Genomic DNA, 15,119 nt, shown 5'->3' on the forward strand with positions numbered 1-15,119 from the left:
AGCGGAGATATTGCCGTCATCTACGATCTTTGAAATTACTTGTTCGCCATATATCGCCAATCTGTTTGCACCTCCAATAATAAGAATTCTAGTATTTTTAAGCAAAGGTCATAATTCGCGATAAAAATTTTTACACTCAATATACATTTGTATCCAAAATGACTACTTTTGGGGACATTTGAGACACTTTTGTACCCAAAAAGAATACTATTGTACCCATTTTCCTACTCTGCTGAATTGCTTACTCAGTTGCTCGATCTTTAATATACTTCCTCTTACTCGCATATTCTAATGATTTCATTTTCTTATCCCTCGCTTACTTCCGCCTTTGAACTCGACCACGCCACACATATCCCGCACGCGATCCGCCAGCCGCTTATCGAACACCTGCGCAAGCTCTCCGATCGCCACGTTCGAGGTATAAACCGTTGGCAGCCCGTTCGTCACGCGGTAGTTGATCACGCTATGCAGATCGCCCCGGAAGCCATCCGTTGCTGCCCGCACACCAATATCGTCAAGCACCGCGAAAGGCGCCAACCTTGCGTGCTGCATCTGACGATAATATTCGCGTGATGCCGGTCCCGCGATATCCTCCGGAACATGCGGTCGCGTAAACTCCGTATACAACTCCTGCCACGCGTTAACGTCGAGGAAGTAGCCCGGTCGGTCCAGCGCTTGCCTGTTACGTTGGACACTGCCGATAAAGTGGCGGACGATGTATTCATTTAAAATTGCGGCGGCCGATGTTGTTTTACCGGTGCCGGGCGACTCCGAATATAGATATAACGATTTGATGCGCTCGGATTCTTCACTAAATTGCCGCTGGAACGTATTAACGTACGCGTCGATGACTTTGTAAGCCGCCGCCTGATCTCCGCGTGCCGGCGAGTTCTGCAGCGTTGCCTTTTGGTAGTCTGCCGGAATGCTTGCGGCGGCTATCCGTCCTCCTGCGCCGTTATAACCGTGTACGGCGATATAGGACGAGCAGAGTGCGTTACACTTGTCCGAACCGGCAAGCGAGCAATGCTGCGCTAATATGCAGTTGTCAGCGTGTGACATTGCGTTCCTCCTTTGTTTCAATAATAATCTATTTCGCTCGCTAGCCCGCACTTCTCGAAATCCTTCGTATTTCCTCATTTTAGTGGAAATCTAAATTAATCTGTGATATACTACGCGCGCGAGGGACCTTTGATTTTCTTAGTTTTACTCGTTTTCTCTCCTTTTTATAAATTTCACAACCACCCGGCAACTTCATCCGCACTCATTCCGCCGTTAACCGGATTTTCCGCCGCCTCTTCCCTCCGTTTCTGCTCCGCCAACACCTGCGGCATTATCCGCGGCAGCATGTACGATATCAGAAAGCCTGCGGTCAATTGCGGATACTGCGGAGTCGGCCGATATTCCACGAACGCCCTCTCGATCGTCTCACGTAATGCCTCCGCCCCGTACTCGGTGAGCGCCCGTTTAATCGCGCCCTGTTCGAAGCCGTATCCGCGTAATGGTACGTATTTCTCGACGCCGAATTTCTCCGCGTTCAGATCGATGACCATTGCGTGAATAGTCGCGACGTTCCAGTATTCGAGCGGAAGGTTGCGCCAGTCTTTGCGCTGATCGGCGGTGATTTTAGGACGCGTCATTAGCGGGCACCTCCGAGGCTATATCGTCCATGATATTACTGATGATGTCGTATTCGTTTATGTCTTCGCCTTGTCCGCCAGTTGCGTTGGTATAGACAATCGCTCTAAGCCGCGTCCATTTCTCTTCCGCGATCATTGCCCGCCGAATTGCGTGCGGCCAACCTTCCCGGGCTTCAGCGATAAATACCGCGTTACTAATCTCGTTAGCGGTGGCGATTGTTTTACCGGTTCTGACACCATCACTTACAAACACTTCGGTCAACCCTGCATACCACGAACCTTCCGTCGCAACTTCACAGCGAGCTAAGTCTGCCGCCAAGTCACGTTTAGTTTCCGTTGTCATCCGTTTGACACCTCTTTCGTTTGCTTTTTGATTATATTCCGCGAGTTGCGGATTGGTAAAACGCCATATTCGGCGATTTCGAGTAAGGTTACGGCCAAGCTTCGCTTATACTGTGCGGTCCTGTCCGGTCCTACCCAGTACTTTCAAATACTTAACCGACCTACTAAGTCCTCGCTTGTATACGTACAAAAACGTTGTAAACCGCGCATGATTTATAGAGAAAGTTGTCCGATCTCGCTAATTCTCGTAATCTCTCAGTTTTTCGCATCTACGCGTTAACACCTGCGATTTTGATGCCGAGAGTGTCCAGTGTAAATACGATTCCGTCTTCGTATCCTTGCGCGTATTCGCCGTCAGCCGGCTCTTCGTAAACAGCGCGGATTTTATCTTCTGGTGTCTTCTCCCGTTCATACCCGTTAACCAACGCGGCCAGCAGCGTGTCAAACAGAATCGTGCGGAGTGTTATGGGATCGCTGTGGAGACCGCCACCGGTCCGTGATTCTAACGCCACTATACCGCTATTGTCGTACCCCTCGGCGCGTAACCGTTCGATAACGTCCGCAACCTCCGCCGGAATAACCGGTACCGTGGGCGTTAGCCCTTTCTTTACGTCACTCATTTTCGCTCACCCTTTCCGTAATATTCGATGATATCGTCGACTGATTCGAATGTGCTTGCGATGCTTGCGTTCAACTTGCGTCAATCCTTTCGTTACTGAATATACCTCATCCTGCCAAACTATGTTGTAGTAGAGAGGCCCCGTTTTCGGTACTTTTCGGGTCTCAGGTATTAAATATCCTTGGCTGCAAAGGCTTTAAGCGGTACCCGCCGGCGCCGAATTTGCCACCGCGATTTAAGCGCATAGAGCCTTCACCTCGCGCCCTTACGTTCACCCTCCCGCAAGCCCTACTCGCCTAATTTGCCGGTCAGATTCGGCGTCAGGCGCTCGTCAACCGTTGGGGTATCCTGCATATTTCGTTCGTAATGTGCACTAAAGCTTGATTAACTTGCCCCAGTGTTTTACGCGCTCCAGAGCTTTCACGTTATCAGGTCCGTATGCGATCAAGACTGAAGGTGCTCCGGCGTTTGCGCTTGCCCTGCTGCCGTCAACGTGATGAAAGTACAATCGTCCTTTGAAAAATAGCAGCGCGTCAGCCTTTGTCCAAACATGGTCAAAAAACATTTCTGTTTCGGTTCTCGCAAATATGAGTGCAATTCCGTTGCCGTGGATCCAGAGCCGTTGCAACCATTCTGACGCCTCTCTGCCATATGGTGGATTAAGCCATATGCGCCCCAACCATTCTTGTTCCAACCCGTTATCCAGAACCGAGTAATGCTGTTTTGCGGTATCCCACGGACGATTAACCGGAGAACATGGATCAAGATCAAACGGGCCAAGATCATGGACAATTTCGGGTGGCGTCAACCATTCGTCCTTAAGCATTCGCGCTGATTGATGCCCTCCCATACCGACCACTCTGGTACTCATGACTTCCTCCCAACTGTGCTTTTTATGTCTACTGCGCACATACTTTGGGCGTCAGGCACCCGTCAATCACCCGCGTCATCTCATCGACCGCCTCCGCATAAATCCGTAGTGCTTCCGCCAATGTCTCGGCGCGGTTAACGTCAGTATCACGCATGATCGCCGCCTTGGTTGCCGCAGTCAGCCCGACATCATTTAGCGGGTAGTAGCCGACGTCCTTCCACGTTTCGCGGATTGGCGGTGGCGCTGCGTGTTCCTCCGCTTTGTAGGCGGGTGATTTCGTAGGGTCGACGAGGTGGCGGCGCTGTAATACGAGCTGCTTGTTGGCCGGCGACCGGTCCGTTTCGTCCGTGGTCAGGCGGTAATTAGGCGTTATGGATACGTTTAACATTGCGATTCCTCCTTCGTAATTAGGCGGCCAATTCAGCCGCTTGATCTTGCGTGTACGCCGCGCGGATTTGACTGATACTCTTCGTTACCAGTTGTCGCGAGACTCCGAGGACTTCGGCAATCTGCGCTTGCGTACGCCCTTCCATTAGTAAGCGGACTATGCGAACATTACGCGGACTCAGGCTCGCAAGGAAAGACTCAACGTGGATTCCGGTAAAGTCCGAAGTTGACGAATAGCGAACGGAACTGCCCGGGTCTTCTTCCGCATCGATATATGACTCGTTCCTTAAACGCAGGCCTTCGAGCGCACTCGCGGCCATCTTTACGGTGATGCCGAGTTTAGCGGCGATTTCGCATGGCGGCGCATCTTCGAGTGAGTGGCGCTTAATCTTAGCGGCGTAACCGAGAATATGAACCGGTAGCCGCACGTTCTTATCCGTCCCCATCGATAGGAATCTGCGAATGACTCCGTGAATATACGAGGTCGCGAACGTTGAGAATGCGTACGCCGGGTCCGCATAATTGTCGTAGGCGCGAATGAGTCCGAGCGTACCCTCACTTATCACGTCTTCTTGCGAGATACGTAGCGCTGCAGCTCGGCGACGGTAGCGCCAGGCAATCGATTTGACGAGCGGCAAGTTTGCGATGATATGTTCATCGCGCGGTCCGAGAAGTGGATTATCGGGATGATTACGAGTCATGGCGTGAATACCTCCGTTTATTTGCGGGCGGCGCGGCGGCCGGTACCGTTATGGTTTTCTTCTTCGAATAACCCTTCGCGTATCTAATCTATTACTTATATATTTTTCTTCGCGTAAGGAACTTAATCATTGAAGGGTTTCGATATTAACCGTTTCGCAAGGAACGTTAGTTTCGAAGCGATATGTTTTCTTCTTCGTTTTAACTCGCGGTAATCTTTTATCTAGTTCTTAATGGCTCTTGTTAAAAGACTGGTTATAGTTAGTGTCTTCTTTAGCCGTGTCGGTGTTCACCATGTCGGTATTCGCGGACATGGATACGCTAACCTGTATCAAGAGCCTCGACCTCCGCATCAAATATCGCAAGCTGACTTATCGGCAGCACCGTATATCGCGTGTTCTGCCACATTCCCTTCGGCGATCGTTCACGAATAGTCCGAATTACCGGGCGCCCATTCCACCGATATTCCGTCAGTTTTTTAACGTAACGGTTCGCCGTCTGCCGGTTAACCCCGAGGTATCTCGCTATCTGATCCTGCGTAGGATAGCAGTTACCTTGCGCATCCATAAACGATGCGATCACGCAAAGTGTCGTCCAGTTCTGCGCCCCCATATCCGCAATGAGGCCGGCCTTGGCGGCATCAACGTACATCTTAACGAATATGCGCGTTTCGGTGGCTCCGGATGTGACGGAGTATTCCGTTTGCGATTCTACGCTAACGAGTTTCTGTTCGGACATTATGCGGCCTCCTTTCGATGAATATAAGGACAAAAATTCCGCAAGTTGGGACATCCGGGCAAAAAAAATAACGCCCAATCCCGAAGGAATGAGCGTTATTCTTATATTTTTGTATTTCTCTTCACTTTACTATTCAAAACCGTGTTTAATGGGCTTGCTTTCTGGTGCTCCATTTTTAAATCGTTGTTTACTAAAGCAATATATTTTCTGGTCATTTCCATTGTGCTGTGTCCCAGCGCTTTTTGGGCCGAGAAAGCATTAGCCCCATTTCTTAAAAACTCCAACGCGAAGACGTGTCGGAGATCATACGGACGTATGTGCCTTCCGATTTGGTTGGAGTATATCTCCATTCGATCGCCCCAGGTATGCCGGTTGAGTGGGCGCCCCTCATACGAGCAGAAAATCGGAGTTTCCTCCGACCAATCTTCCGATCGAACAGCGATTAACTTGCGAATAGACTTTACGGTAATATCCGAGAGTGGCAGCGTTCTTGCAACGCGCCCTTTCGCGACCTTCGATGGCACGTACATTTCTCGTGCAGAAGCATTAAAGTCCTGCGGTATTAGACGCGTTGCCTCTGACGGCCGGATGCCGGTATCCAACGTAAGAAGTATTAGCGTATAGTCACGCAACCCAACAAATGTTGACTGATCCGGCGCATTAAGCAGCGCACTCAACACATCAACTTCGATCGATACCGCGCGGTTTTCTGTCTTCCGCTTCTTCATGCCCGAAAGGGGATTGTTGCTTAAATACCCCGTTTCCACGCACCAGGAGATAAAAGCTCTTGTATAAACAAGACGGTTGTTGAACGTCGCCGGCGCAATTTCTTCGGACAAATGTGCGAACACGGATTCTTTCAGGTCATCATCCGAATCCCACGCGTTAGGAAACCGTTTCATCAGTAACGACACAGTCCGCTCATAATCCGAAATTGTTTGTCCGCTGATTCCGTCCTTTATGCGTTTGTGGTCGATAAATTCCGTAAGAACCTCTCGCCAATGGGGCCGCTCCCCTGCTCGCGTATTAATACTTCGTACCCTTGCCAAAACAAAAACGCCTCCCTCCGTATAAAACGAAGATGAGGCGCTCTGTGCGCGAGTCCTGTGTACCTGCGTGAGTTGGCGATTCAACTACGCAGGACCTCTCGTTATGTAGCGTACATTTAACGCTGATGTAACCGCGATTTTTCGTAGTATGCCGAGGACCGGGATCGAACCGGTACGGTAGTCACCTACCGCAGGATTTTAAGTCCTGTGCGTCTGCCAATTCCGCCACCCCGGCAAGGGGCTTGTAATTCAGTGCATTAGCTTTCGTTCGCACCGACGAATAAGAATATACCATGAAATTAATGATCCTGTCAACCAATTTTAGCTGGTAAAATGAAATCATTTTTCATCAGCTCCATCCATCTGTGCCTTCTACACGCCGTCCTGGTATGATGAATGTCATCTCACTGTTGACAACCGAACAGAAATAGCTTAGGTTATCACTATTCAATAAATCAATTGAATGGTTGAGGTGATGATGTAATGAACGAGAGAGAGTTTAGAGACGGGCTATTCACAGAATTCGCACGGATCGGCAAATGCTTATCCAGCCCAAAAAGATTAGAAATTTTAGACGTACTTACACAAGGTCCAAAATCTGTAGAGAGCATATCCAAGATGACTTCGATGTCAATCGCAAACGTCTCCCAACATTTGCAAACCCTGTATTACGCTAAACTTGTTGATTTTAAAAAACACGGGAATTACGTTTTCTACGAATTAGCCGATTCCGCTGTTTTTCATTTCCTGAACTCTTTGTATGGGCTCTCGGAGAAGCAGCTTATAGAGGTACAGCACATCAAGGAACAATTCATGGGTCAATTCACTGATGTAGAAGGCGTTACAATGGATGAATTATCAAAACGACTTGAATCCGGGGAAGTTACCCTTCTGGATGTTCGCCCTACAGATGAATTTGAAGCTGCCCATATTCCGGGAGCCATCTCGATCCCGATTGAAGAATTGGCTGAGCAGTTGTCGGCTTTGCCGCAAGATACGAAGATTGTTGCCTACTGTCGCGGTCCTTATTGTTTGATGGCGATACGGGCGATTGAAATGCTAAAGGCGCAGGGATATGATGCGGGCCACCTGGATAAAAGCGTTCATGATTGGAACGACTACGTAAAAAAAGCAGCGTTGGCTCCGTAAACATGGGGTAAGGAGGTTAAGGATGGAAATTGCACGGAATTCAACTAAACAACAGGAAATCATACGAAGCTACACGGAATCCTCGGTTAAACAGCAGGGATTGTATCGCCGAACCTTAGTTACCGTGATATTTTCTCAAATTTTCGGAGGAGCTGGACTTGCGGCCGGAGTCACGGTGGGTGCGTTACTGGCGCAGGATATGCTTGGCACAGATAACTTCACGGGGATACCCACGGCCTTGTTTACATTAGGTTCAGCCATTGCGGCGTTATTGGTGGGAAGATACTCTCAGAAGCGCGGGAGAAGAATCGGACTGGGTATGGGATTTATTACTGGCGGGATCGGAGCCATCGGGGTCATCATCGCTGCCGTTTTACATAGTATTTGGCTGCTTCTCCCCTCACTTCTTATTTACGGTGCAGGTACTGCGACAAATTTACAAGCCCGGTATGCCGGGACGGATCTCGCTTCATCGAAACAGCGGGCTACCGCAGCAAGCATGGCAATGGTATTTACAACCTTCGGAGCCGTGGCCGGTCCGAATTTAGTTAACGTCACAGGAGATTTTGCTCTTTCCATAGGTGTTCCCAGTTTAGGGGGGCCATTTATTTTGGCTGCGGCAGCCTATATTATAGCTGGAATTATACTTCTTATATTTCTCCGTCCGGATCCACTTTTGATCGCGAATGCTCTTGCTAACCGTTCGGTTGAGGCCACTTCTCAGCCACGGGAGCAGCAAGAATCCACGACAGAAAAAAGAGGCGTCATTCTTGGAGCCGCCGTCATGATTGCAACTCAAATTGTCATGGTTGCGATCATGACCATGACACCTGTACATATGAGGCACCACGGGCATGGGCTAAGCGATGTCGGATTGGTCATCGGCTTTCATATCGGTTCGATGTATCTTCCATCATTAATCACGGGTATTCTGGTGGATAAAATCGGACGCAAAAAAATGGCCATCGCTTCGGGACTAACCTTACTGATGGCCGGAATTGCAGCCGCGCTTGCCCCTGCCAACTCCATGATCATGTTAATCGTTGCACTTTCCCTTCTAGGGCTGGGATGGAATTTTGGCTTGATTAGCGGAACGGCTCTTATTGTTGACTCCACAACGGGTAATAACAGAGCCAAGATACAAGGCTCGGTAGACGTCCTAATCGCGCTCGCTGGCGCATCTGGAGGAGCGCTCTCCGGCATGGTTGTTGCCCACTCCAGTTATGCCGCGCTCTCTTATACCGGAAGCTTCCTGTCATTATTATTAATTCCGATCATGCTTTGGCCGAATAAAAAGAAAACATTATAAGTTAATTTTAAAAAGAGCTCGTTCACATTATGGCAGCCGGATTTTCATGTAAAAAAGAAGCGGCGATTCTAAGATGAACATGCATCTAGATTGCCGCTTTTTACTTTCGAATACTTCCGTCGCCCCTTCTCCTCACCCTCGTTCTAAGTATGCGCACTCAGGTCGCTCCAGAGAGATGAGGAACCAATTCTTTTGCAGGCGAGATGTTCGAGCACAATCAAAAATCCCTTGCTTTCGCAAGGGATTTCTCTGTAGTGGGCCCTGAGGGACTCGAACCCCCGACCAGTCGGTGTGCTGATAGGTAACTTTGGGCTTTTACCGCGGCCGCGGCAGTCAGCTTAATAGTTTTCCCCCAGTTATCACCGTACGTGCGACTTTCGACGCATACGGCGACCCATCAAGTGTGAAGCAGATGATCTAGTTACGTTAAGCATATCGGTTTAGAGTACACAGCCATTATTTTTGTACGATTTTAAATAATCTCAACTCATGAATGCCGTATGAGATTGCCCACTTTTTGACGGCATTGTCGCTGACACCAAACTTGAGTCCAATTTGAGTGTAGCTGGTGGTGGTAATGAGTTCTAATAGCTCGTCTTTTGGGGGCTTCTTCGAAGGCCTAGGTTCCTTGGCGACGGTTGGTCTGGCCGCACGCTTTGTGGCCCCTTTGGACTTCTTAGTAGCCTTTTTGGCTTCCCGACGTTTCCTATGTTCCTCGATGTGGCAGGATTTGCATAGGGTGACCAAGTTAGGAAGTTTGTTGACGAGACTAATGTCGAGAGTGGGATCGATATGGTGTATATCGGTGTCGCCTGCTCCGGTAAGCTCTGTACCACATTCCCTGCACTTCATCTTGTCTCTGTTGAATGCCATGGGCCTGTTTATAAAGTACTCTAAGTTATAAAATGTACCCTTATTCGAATTTCTAGCTAACAAATTCGAGATGTTCCCGATAGTGAGGTTAGGATTGCGGTTGATTGTGGTCCATGTATGGCCTGTGATTTCCTCGTATTTGGCCCTACCCTTGGCACTGTATGGTGTGATCCATTGTGCCTTGACGTTTGGATGTATGGTTTTACCAAGCCCGAGTTTTGCAAGTCCGACATAAACGCCGTCGATTTTAAAGGCGAGTGTGTTGGAATCTGGGTGAGTTATTGCTTCACTGTACAGATTGTTGCAATTCTTGAGCTTGACCCACTTACCGTTGTGCTTGTGTTTGGTAGCGACAAGCGCTTTGGCGAGTTTCCAGTCAAGGTGGGGGAGTACTACACTGTACAACGTTGTCATGCGGTAGAAGTTATTCAGGCCGCGGACAATGCTGTTGTATCTTTGGATGTTTTCTACAAGATCGTATTTATTGGGAGATCGCCTGATTTTCCTGAGAGCGTCATAGACGTCTTTTGTCTTCTCTTTGAGTCGGGCTTGTGACGGTTCACTACGTAGCGTGTAGTTGCCGTTGTTGCCGGGCTTTTTGAAGAAGGTTATGCCAAGAAAGTTCATTTTATCCTTACGGAGATCCGTAATGATGGTTTTCTCGTCTGATAATTCGATCTTGAGTTTTTCTCTAAGATACTTGGCGCATGCATATTTCCACTTTACTGCTGATTCTTCAGTGTCTGTGAGAATGATCCAGTCGTCGGCGTATCTAATTAGATAGCCTTCTTTGAGCCTGGAGTTCTTACGTAGGTTCTCGTGTTTTCTGAGTACCCTAGTATATTCTCTATCAGTCTTGAAGTCGAGCCATTGGTTACAAACCCAATGGTCGAAGTCGGTTAGGTAGACATTCGATAGTAACGTGCTTATCGTTCCTCCTTGGGGAGTGCCGATGTCGTTGACTTCTTTTTCTCCATCAATGCCACTCTTTAGGATTCTTTTGACTACCGTCAGTACACGTTTGTCCCTGATGCCATACTTATACAGTTTACGTATCAGTATGTTGTGATCGATGTTATCAAAGTAACCTTTGATATCACCTTCGAGGACGAAGTGCCTCTTGTTCATCGTGGTAAGTCTTTGCATGTAAGCCACTGCGTGAGAGATGTCTCTCATTGGGCGAAACCCGTATGAGTGTCTAAACATGGTCGCTTCCAAGATGGGTTCGAGGATGTTGTTGACGGCTGTCTGTATAATCCTGTCGACAATTGTCGGGATGCCGAGAGGTCTCTGCTTGCCGTTACTTTTGGGAATGAAGACCCTTCTGACTTTATCAGGCGAGTAATCTATGATGCAGTCTCTTAACTTGTCAAATGCTTCTTCCGCGTCGATTTGTAACCAAACTTGTCCGGTTATCTCGTCAACACCCGCTGTTTTGAATCCTGGGTTGCTTTTGACCTTACGTATAGCATGTATAAGGTTTTCGCGCATCAGGATCAATTCAAGCAGCCCGTGGAAGTCGCGTTTTCCATTGGAGGATTGCTCATAGAGATCATCCTTAACAATCTTTAGCTCTGCTTCGCTGAGTTCTGTTTCGTATGTCACGTCAGTAAGTATCACCTTTCGTGACTGTGTACGATTGATATTTGTGGAATAACGTCCGTTATCTCAGCATTTGCGTAACAAGGTGGTTCATGTTTCATCATCTGATCAACACTTGACTTACCCCCTTCGCTCCACAGGAGTTACCCTGCTTCAACACTACTACGGGGCTTCCGCCATCTCTCTTCATGTGTTTTTCTCTTGCATCTGTCCGACACATTAGTACCCTGATGTATCAGTTTGGGATGGTACTGAGAGACTTCTCACGTTCCTCTGTTTCTAGCTATACATATCTGCACTTAGGTGCCACCTATACGAAGAAGGATCATGGGGTTACAACAATATTAATCCCCTTGATTAACGTATATCCGTTAACCGCAGACTCCCTGCCCATAAAAGGTATCCGCAATCCTAGACCCTGCATGTTTCCATGCAGTCACCTTTCGTTTTCAACCAGTGGTTTGTCTGGTGTATTACCTTCTCACCGTATGCAGTTTTTAGCCCCCCGCCTACTAGTTACTGACCGCTTGGGCATTCACTTTGGGCGTCTTCACCGAGCTTCTTACATTGGGCTATACATCGCCTTCCTGCAAGTCGGAGTCTTAGGGTATTTCTCACCTTCTTGTTGGTGAAGGTGGGGAGTCTTACATCCCTTATCGAAACAGAAGTTGGCGCCCTAATGGGCGCCCTCCACTTTTGTTCAGCATTTCTGCTGAGATTGATGGAGAACGTGACGCACTATGAGCCGACCGCTCTAACCAACTGAGCTAAGGGCCCTGATCAAATATGTGAACGATCAAAAATATAATGGCTGTAAATTGGTTGCGGGGGCAGGATTTGAACCTGCGGCCTTCGGGTTATGAGCCCGACGAGCTACCGGACTGCTCCACCCCGCGTCATTAGCCTGTCGTAAATAGCGACAAGAATTAATATACAGCATAAACATGCTCTGCGTCAAGTATTTAATTCTGGAATTTTGCTCTACGGTATAAAGCGGACGCCGTATCTGCCTTTTCTCGATCGGAAAATTTCTACCAGATGCGGATCATCGTAGCCATAAATCCAACCGTTCTGCTCCAGCCTTTTGGCAAGGCATCCCGCCTGAAATTTCGTTTTATACAGCTTCCCAAAATAAACCCATTGCATGGTATTGTCCCCTTTCAGGAAAGATAAATGGTGTCGATGGCTATTGTTGCCTGAAGGGGTCTTCCTCATGCATTTGATCTTTATCTTTGAGATTATTCCCAAGTTATTTTATAATATTAACTAAGTTGTTTAAGATCAAACTTTTCTGGAAGCGAGGAATTTGAATGGCAAAAACACACAGGAAGCTGTCTCCCGTCGATTTACTGAAGAAATTTATTTTCATTACGGCCGGTGCGATCTTGATGGCGGTCGCGCTCGAGGTATTTCTCGTACCGAATGATATCATTGACGGAGGCATTACCGGTATCTCCATCGTCTTATCCAAAATAACAACCCTTCCGCTCGGGATTTTCCTCTTCGTTATCAACCTTCCCTTCTTATTTCTGGGTTACAAGCAGATCGGCAAAACCTTTGCCTTCTCTACGCTGTACGGCATTATCGTCATGTCCGTGACGACACAGCTGCTTCATCATGTCAGTCCGTTCACGAACGAAAAAATTCTGGCCGTGCTGTTCGGCGGATTGATTCTCGGCCTTGGCGTCGGCCTCGTGATCCGGTATGGCGGATCTTTGGACGGAACGGAAATCGTCGCTATTTTGCTATCGAAAAAGACCCGTGTTCCTGTCGGACAAATCATCATGATCATGAACGTGTTCATCTTCATTATTGCCGGGTTCGTGTTTGGATGGGATTCCGCCATGTACTCGATCTTTACTTATTACATGGCATCCAAGGTCATGGATATCGTGGTGGAGGGTCTCAACGAATCCAAATCCGTTACGATCATCTCCGGGGAATATGAAGAGATTTCCCAAACGATCCAGGATCGTCTCGGACGCACCACGACCTTCATTTATGCACGAGGCGGCTATTCCGGCGAGGATACGCAAATGATCTACTGCGTCGTAACGCGTCTGGAGCTGGCCAAGCTCAAATCGGTCGTGCATGAGATCGATCCAAGAGCTTTCATCGCGATCGAAAGTGTATCGGACGTCCTTGGCGGCAATTTCGAAAAGAGTGCCATCCACTAAAATATGCACACTTAACGGTATCAGAAAGCGTCAGTTCTACCCGATGCCCTTCTTGATACGATAAGAAAAACGTCTATCGACGTACTTTCAAAGGAGACAGACCGCGCTTAGAGGATGTTTTTCATGCGAGATAAGGATGTTTAACCTCGGCTGTTTATACTTTCTTATCTCTTAAAAAAGAGGCACAGGTTCTTGAACCTGTGCCTCTTTTTGATGTTCCGCCCGATGCGGCGTCGCCAGTCGAAGCGCCTCACCGGGGTAAATCCGGATTTCGTTTGTCTTATACACCGAATGAGGACGGATCGTCTCTCCACGCTTTCAGCGCTGCTACATCCTCTTCCTCGATCTTGCCCTGCTGCAATGCAACTTCCATCAAGGCTGTGTAGTTGGACAGTGTCTGAAGCGGAACACCCGCTTCTTGGAAGGCCTGAACGGCCTTGTCCAGCTGGTAGCTGAAGATCGCCAGAACCGCTTGCGGCTCCGCTCCCGCATCTTTGATTGCAAGCGCAGCCTTGATGGAGCTGCCGCCGGTAGAGATGAGGTCTTCGATCACGATTACCTTTTGCCCAGGCTTGATGCTGCCTTCGATTTGATTCTCTTTGCCGTGGCCTTTTGCCTTGTCGCGGATATAAGCCATCGGCAGGTTCAGCTTCTGCGCAACCCACGCCGCATGCGGAATACCGGCCGTCGCCGTTCCGGCAATCACCTCGGTATCCGGGTAATGCTCGCGAATGACCGCCGCGAACGATTCCGCGATATATTCGCGGATTTCCGGATACGACATCGTTAACCGGTTGTCGCAGTATATAGGGGACTTGATGCCGGAAGTCCAGGTAAAAGGCTGCTTCGGACGCAGCGCCACCGCTTCGATCTGCAGCAAATACGCTGCGATTTGTCCAGAGATTTCTGCCAGTTTCGTCATGCGTTAAGCATCTCCTTAATGATAGATTCTGCAGCGGCTCTCGGCTCCTCTGAGCCTGTAATCGGCCGTCCGACGACAATATAGGTGCTGCCGCCGCGGATGGCTTCACCCGGCGTCAAAACGCGCTTCTGATCGCCCTGATCGCTGCCCGCCGGCCGGATGCCCGGCGTGACGGTGACGAAATCCTTGCCGCACGCTTCAGCGATCATGCCGGACTCCTGCGCGGATGCGACCACGCCGTCCAGTCCTGCAGCCTGGGTAAGCTCCGCATAACGGATGACTGCATCCTGCACGGTACCCGGTATGCCGATCTCTTGGTTGAGCATGTCTTGTCCCGTACTGGTCAGCTGCGTTACGGCAATGACGAGAGGCTTGCGGAGCGAAGCGTCGGACTGAAGCGCCTTGTCAACGCCTTCCATCGCCGCCTTCATCATTTCGCTGCCGCCGGCTGCGTGAACGTTAAACATGTCCACACCAAGACGGGTGATGCTCTCTGCTCCACCCTTGACCGTGTTAGGAATATCATGCATTTTGAGATCCAGGAACACTTTGTAGCCGCGGGTTTTGAGCTCCCGTACAAAATCCGGGCCTGCAGCGTAATACAGCTGCATGCCCACTTTCATGTAACACGGAATGCCTTCAAGCTCTTGCAGCAAAGCCTTGGCTTGATGCGCATCCGGATAATCGAGGGCCACGATTAAGCGGCCCGCCATTTCCTTGTATGCTTCATTCATTATTTCATTCC

General features: G+C 49.0%; 16 protein-coding genes and 2 tRNA genes. 3 read left to right on the forward strand and 15 right to left on the reverse strand.

What is annotated here, in order from left to right:
• Positions 1-297: 297 nt before the first annotated feature.
• The 10 genes from PCH05_RS06850 to PCH05_RS06895 all read right to left on the reverse strand — a co-directional run bounded on the left by PCH05_RS06850 (position 298) and on the right by PCH05_RS06895 (position 6,577).
• Positions 298-1,059 carry a P-loop NTPase family protein gene (locus tag PCH05_RS06850; protein WP_127601628.1) on the reverse strand — a complete coding sequence of 254 codons (762 nt, stop codon included), beginning with the start codon at positions 1,057-1,059 and terminating at the stop codon, positions 298-300.
• Between the two features lie 173 nt (positions 1,060-1,232).
• Positions 1,233-1,637: a hypothetical protein gene (locus tag PCH05_RS06855; protein WP_127601629.1), complete on the reverse strand. Its 405-nt coding sequence runs from the start codon at positions 1,635-1,637 to the stop codon at positions 1,233-1,235.
• Positions 1,624-1,980, reverse strand: a complete 357-nt coding sequence (locus PCH05_RS06860) for a hypothetical protein (protein WP_127601630.1) — start codon at positions 1,978-1,980, stop codon at positions 1,624-1,626. The genes PCH05_RS06855 and PCH05_RS06860 overlap by 14 nt, the downstream gene beginning before the upstream one ends.
• Positions 1,981-2,248: 268 nt before the next feature.
• The gene (locus tag PCH05_RS06865) at positions 2,249-2,599 is read right to left on the reverse strand and encodes a hypothetical protein (RefSeq protein ID WP_127601631.1); all 351 of its coding nucleotides are present in this window, start codon (positions 2,597-2,599) and stop codon (positions 2,249-2,251) included.
• Between the two features lie 372 nt (positions 2,600-2,971).
• On the reverse strand, positions 2,972-3,469 hold the full coding sequence (locus PCH05_RS06870; RefSeq protein ID WP_127601632.1) for a DNA N-6-adenine-methyltransferase: 498 nt from the start codon (positions 3,467-3,469) through the stop codon (positions 2,972-2,974).
• A gap of 28 nt (positions 3,470-3,497) precedes the next feature.
• Positions 3,498-3,857, reverse strand: a complete 360-nt coding sequence (locus PCH05_RS06875; RefSeq protein ID WP_127601633.1) for a hypothetical protein — start codon at positions 3,855-3,857, stop codon at positions 3,498-3,500.
• A gap of 19 nt (positions 3,858-3,876) precedes the next feature.
• Positions 3,877-4,557: a sigma-70 family RNA polymerase sigma factor gene (locus tag PCH05_RS06880; protein WP_127601634.1), complete on the reverse strand. Its 681-nt coding sequence runs from the start codon at positions 4,555-4,557 to the stop codon at positions 3,877-3,879.
• 319 nt (positions 4,558-4,876) lie between these two features.
• The gene (locus tag PCH05_RS06885) at positions 4,877-5,293 is read right to left on the reverse strand and encodes a helix-turn-helix domain-containing protein (protein WP_127601635.1); all 417 of its coding nucleotides are present in this window, start codon (positions 5,291-5,293) and stop codon (positions 4,877-4,879) included.
• A 101-nt stretch (positions 5,294-5,394) separates the two neighbouring features.
• Positions 5,395-6,342, reverse strand: a complete 948-nt coding sequence (locus PCH05_RS06890; RefSeq protein WP_127601636.1) for a tyrosine-type recombinase/integrase — start codon at positions 6,340-6,342, stop codon at positions 5,395-5,397.
• A gap of 149 nt (positions 6,343-6,491) precedes the next feature.
• Positions 6,492-6,577, reverse strand: a tRNA-Leu gene (locus PCH05_RS06895).
• 248 nt (positions 6,578-6,825) lie between these two features.
• Here PCH05_RS06895 and PCH05_RS06900 point away from each other — a divergent pair.
• Together PCH05_RS06900 and PCH05_RS06905 are read left to right on the forward strand one after the other, a co-directional pair.
• Positions 6,826-7,491 carry an ArsR/SmtB family transcription factor gene (locus tag PCH05_RS06900; RefSeq protein WP_127601637.1) on the forward strand — a complete coding sequence of 222 codons (666 nt, stop codon included), beginning with the start codon at positions 6,826-6,828 and terminating at the stop codon, positions 7,489-7,491.
• A gap of 22 nt (positions 7,492-7,513) precedes the next feature.
• Positions 7,514-8,800 carry an MFS transporter gene (locus PCH05_RS06905; RefSeq protein ID WP_127601638.1) on the forward strand — a complete coding sequence of 429 codons (1,287 nt, stop codon included), beginning with the start codon at positions 7,514-7,516 and terminating at the stop codon, positions 8,798-8,800.
• Positions 8,801-9,256: 456 nt separating this feature from the next.
• Here PCH05_RS06905 and ltrA read toward each other — a convergent pair whose 3' ends face one another.
• From ltrA to PCH05_RS27220, 3 genes are all read right to left on the reverse strand, one after another.
• Positions 9,257-11,278 (reverse strand): group II intron reverse transcriptase/maturase, encoded by a 2,022-nt coding sequence (gene ltrA, locus PCH05_RS06910; RefSeq protein ID WP_127601639.1) that lies wholly within the window; start codon positions 11,276-11,278, stop codon positions 9,257-9,259.
• An 816-nt stretch (positions 11,279-12,094) separates the two neighbouring features.
• A tRNA-Met gene (locus PCH05_RS06915) sits at positions 12,095-12,171 on the reverse strand.
• A gap of 85 nt (positions 12,172-12,256) precedes the next feature.
• Entirely contained in the window at positions 12,257-12,421 is a 165-nt protein-coding gene (locus PCH05_RS27220; protein WP_164766572.1) for a hypothetical protein, read from the reverse strand.
• A gap of 164 nt (positions 12,422-12,585) precedes the next feature.
• Here PCH05_RS27220 and PCH05_RS06920 point away from each other — a divergent pair, with 164 nt between their 5' ends.
• Positions 12,586-13,452, forward strand: coding sequence for a YitT family protein (locus tag PCH05_RS06920; RefSeq protein ID WP_127601640.1), 867 nt, complete (start codon positions 12,586-12,588; stop codon positions 13,450-13,452).
• A 280-nt stretch (positions 13,453-13,732) separates the two neighbouring features.
• On the opposite strand, the gene pyrE is transcribed toward PCH05_RS06920, so the two are convergent.
• On the reverse strand, positions 13,733-14,374 hold the full coding sequence (gene pyrE / locus PCH05_RS06925; protein ID WP_127601641.1) for an orotate phosphoribosyltransferase: 642 nt from the start codon (positions 14,372-14,374) through the stop codon (positions 13,733-13,735).
• Positions 14,371-15,108: an orotidine-5'-phosphate decarboxylase gene (pyrF, locus tag PCH05_RS06930; protein ID WP_127601642.1), complete on the reverse strand. Its 738-nt coding sequence runs from the start codon at positions 15,106-15,108 to the stop codon at positions 14,371-14,373. The genes pyrE and pyrF overlap by 4 nt, the downstream gene beginning before the upstream one ends.
• Positions 15,109-15,119 lie beyond the last annotated feature (11 nt).

The sequence above is a fragment of the Paenibacillus chibensis genome (assembly GCF_004001045.1).
Lineage (GTDB): Bacteria > Bacillota > Bacilli > Paenibacillales > Paenibacillaceae > Paenibacillus_AQ > Paenibacillus_AQ chibensis.